This is a genomic window from Clostridium sp. (assembly GCF_032552055.1).
Taxonomy (GTDB): domain Bacteria; phylum Bacillota; class Clostridia; order Clostridiales; family Clostridiaceae; genus Clostridium.
The window spans coordinates 1-3758 of sequence record NZ_JAWGSV010000293.1; the positions used below are offsets into that span (position 1 = coordinate 1).

A 3758-nucleotide genomic window follows, 5' to 3' on the forward strand; every position below is an offset into this window, starting at 1 on the left:
GCTTTTTTAGTGTACAGTTTATTAATTAATTCACAAACAATTAAAAGGTAAAATGTGTATGTATTTGGAATGATAATTTGTGAAGAGAAAATTTTTATATGACTTTATTTTCAAAATAAAAAAATCATATGAATTATTTTAGCATTTTGAAAATTAAAAGCGGATTAATTTGTCAATAATTACAATGTAAGGATAGTATTAATGTAAAATAGCAAATGTTTTCAGAATAAATTGACAATAAATATTATTAGTTTTACAATAATAATTATTAAGAAAGATGGGAAATTTATTAATTCTATTTATTCTTATAATTATTTGCAGCATGAGTTTTAGCTTTTATATATAAACGAAAATGTGTTTTGAATTTAATAAAGCACTAAATAAAAGGAGGCAAGGGTATGTTTTTTAAGACTACAGACCAACATGAAGCTTTTCGTGCAAAAATCAGAGAATTTGCAGAGGCAGAAATAAGACCACAGGCATTTTTGTGGGACAAGGAAAACATTTTTCCAGAAGAAGTTGTTAAAAAATTAGGTGAAATGGGTGTTTTGGGTACTCCTTATCCAAAGGAATATGGTGGATTAGGTAGTGATGTTATAAGTTATGCTATCGCTGTAGAAGAGCTTTCTAGAGTAGATGGAGGAACAGGGGTTATTTTATCAGCTCACGTATCTTTAGGAAGTTATCCAATATTCGCATTTGGAACTGAAGAACAAAAACAAAAGTATTTAGTGCCATTAGCTAAGGGAGAAAAAATAGGTGCATTTGGGTTAACTGAACCTAATGCAGGTAGTGATGCAGGTGGAACTGAAACAACTGCTGTCCTAGAAGGAGATTATTACATCTTAAATGGTGGAAAAATATTTATTACTAATGCAGATAAGGCTGATACATATGTTGTATTTGCTGTAACTACACCTGATATAGGGGTAAGAGGAATTAGTGCGTTTATAGTTGAAAAAGGTTGGGAAGGATTTACTTTTGGTGATCACTACGATAAGATGGGTATCCGTTCTTCTTCAACAGCTGAATTAATATTTAATAATGTTAAGGTTCCAAAGGAAAACTTATTAGGAGAAGAAGGAAAAGGCTTTGGTATAGCTATGCAAACACTTGATGGTGGTCGTATAGGGATAGCAGCTCAAGCATTGGGAATTGCTCAAGGGGCATATGAAAATGCTTTAGAATATTCTAAGGAAAGAGTTCAATTTGGAAAACCTATAGCTCAACAACAATCAATTTCCTTTAAGTTAGCAGATATGGCAACTAAGTTAAGAGCTGCAAGACTATTAATATATAGTGCTGCAGATTTAAAAGAAAATCATGAGGATTATTCTATGGAGTCTGCAATGGCTAAGATGTATGCTTCAGACATATGCTTAGAAGTAGTTAATGATGCATTACAAATATTTGGTGGATCAGGATACTTAAAGGGTATGGAAGTTGAAAGAGCTTATCGTGACGCTAAAATTTGTACTATTTATGAGGGAACTAATGAGATTCAAAGAGTAGTAATTGCATCTCATATAATAGGAAAGATGCCAAAGGGTGATAAGAAAAGTAAGAAGAAAGCTGATCCATTAACAGGTGCTCGTAAAAAGGTTATCTTTAAGGAAAATACAGCTAAAGAAAGTGTAGACAAGCTTGTAGAGGCGTTAAAGAAGGATGGATATGACTTTACTGTAGGAATTGACATAGATACCCCAATATCTAAGTCAGATCGTGTTGTTAGTGTAGGTAAGGGTATTGGAGAAGAGAAAAATATGGAACTTGCAAAAGCTCTAGCTATTCAAGTTGGTGCCTCTATTGGATCATCACGTCCTGTAGCTGAAACATTGAAGTATTTACCTCTAAACCGTTACGTTGGAATGTCAGGACAAAAGTTTAATGGAAATCTTTATATAGCATGTGGTATATCAGGTGCTGGACAACATCTAAAAGGAATTAAGGATGCTACCACTATTGTAGCTATTAATAATAATCCTAATGCTCCAATATTTAAGAATTCAGATTACGGTATTGTTGGTGATATTATGGAAATAATGCCGCTGTTAACAGCTGCGTTAGATAACGGAGAACCTAAGAATGAAGCTCCTCCTATGAAGAAGATGAAGAGACAGGCTCCTAAGAAGGTTGCACCTAGTTGGAATACTTATGTATGTAGTGGTTGTGGATATGAATATGATCCAGCAGTAGGTGATGAAGAAAGTGATATAGCACCAGAAACTCTATTTAAATCTCTTCCAGAAGAATGGATATGTCCGGATTGTGGTGAAGAAAAATCTAATTTTATAGAGGTTTAATCGGTATCAAAAGTTAAAATTTTATAGTCAAAAGGAGGATTAATTATGTTTTGTGTAAGAAAAGTAACTGAAGACCTTTATTGGGTAGGCGGTAATGATAGACGTCTTGCTCTATTTGAAAATATTCATCCAATTCCAAGAGGGGTTTCATATAATTCATATTTATTATTAGACAAGAAGACAGTATTATTTGATACTGTAGACTGGTCAATATCTAGACAGTTTATAGAAAATATTGAAGCTGTTTTAAAGGGTAGGAAATTAGATTATTTAGTTGTAAATCATATGGAGCCAGATCATGGAGCTTCTATTGAAGAGATAATTATACGTTATCCAGAAGTTAAAATTATTAGTACAGAAAAATCATTCTTATTAATGAGACAATTTGGTTTTAATATTGATGGTAGAGAAGTAGAAGTTAAAGATGGGGATACAAAGTCCTTTGGTAAACATGAAATTAAGTTTATAACTGCACCAATGGTCCATTGGCCAGAAGTTATGGTTAGTTTTGATACTAAGAATGGAGTTCTTTTCTCAGCTGATGCCTTTGGATCTTTTGGAGCATTAGATGGAAAATTATTTAATGATGAAGTGAATTTTGAACGTGATTGGATTGATGATGCTAGAAGATACTATACTAATATAGTTGGTAAGTATGGACCTCATGTACAATCATTACTTAAGAAAGCAAGTACTCTCGATATTAAAATGATTTGTCCATTACATGGTCCAGTTTGGCGTACAAATTTAGGATATTTTATAGACAAGCATGATAAATGGAGTAAATATGAGCCAGAAGAAAAGGCTGTAATGATAGTATATGCATCAATGTATGGAAATACAGAATCAGCTGCTAATGCACTAGCAACTAAATTCGTTGAAAAGGGAATAACTAATATAGTTATGTATGATGTATCAAATACTCATGTATCCACATTGATTGCTGAAACATTTAGAGTTAGTCATATAGTTTTAGCTTCAGTAACTTATAACTTAGGTATATATCCATTAATGCATAATTATTTAATGGATATGAAGGCACTTAACCTTCAAAACAGGACTTTTGCCTTAATAGAAAATGGATCTTGGGCAACTAAGTCAGGTAAACTAATGGGAGAATTCCTTGATGGAATGAAGGGGATGGACATATTAGATGATAAGATGTCATTAGTTTCTTCTATGAAGGAAGATAATGTTGTAGATATGGATACACTTGTTGAAGGTGTTATCGAATCTATGAATAAATAGTGCATTACCTTTATATAGTACTTAAAATAAAGAAATCTGCGATATTATATCGCAGATTTTTTTTATTGTATCTACTTTAACAAAATTACAGTTATTATACAGATTTGCATATATTTATGCTTTAATATAATACATAGAATATATTATTAAGGGCAATGCTTAAATAAAGCTTGGCTACTTATTAGAAAGAAATAAAAAATATTATAT

2 protein-coding genes are annotated in these 3758 nt (G+C 31.9%); both read left to right on the forward strand.

The genetic code is table 11. The annotated features are described in order from the left end of the window. Positions 1–398: 398 nt before the first annotated feature. Entirely contained in the window at positions 399–2303 is a 1905-nt protein-coding gene (locus tag E6248_RS14360) for an acyl-CoA dehydrogenase family protein (RefSeq protein WP_316341467.1), read from the forward strand. A gap of 45 nt (positions 2304–2348) precedes the next feature. Then, the gene (locus E6248_RS14365) at positions 2349–3551 is read left to right on the forward strand and encodes an FprA family A-type flavoprotein (RefSeq protein ID WP_316341468.1); all 1203 of its coding nucleotides are present in this window, start codon (positions 2349–2351) and stop codon (positions 3549–3551) included. The last annotated feature ends 207 nt before the right edge of the window (positions 3552–3758 follow it).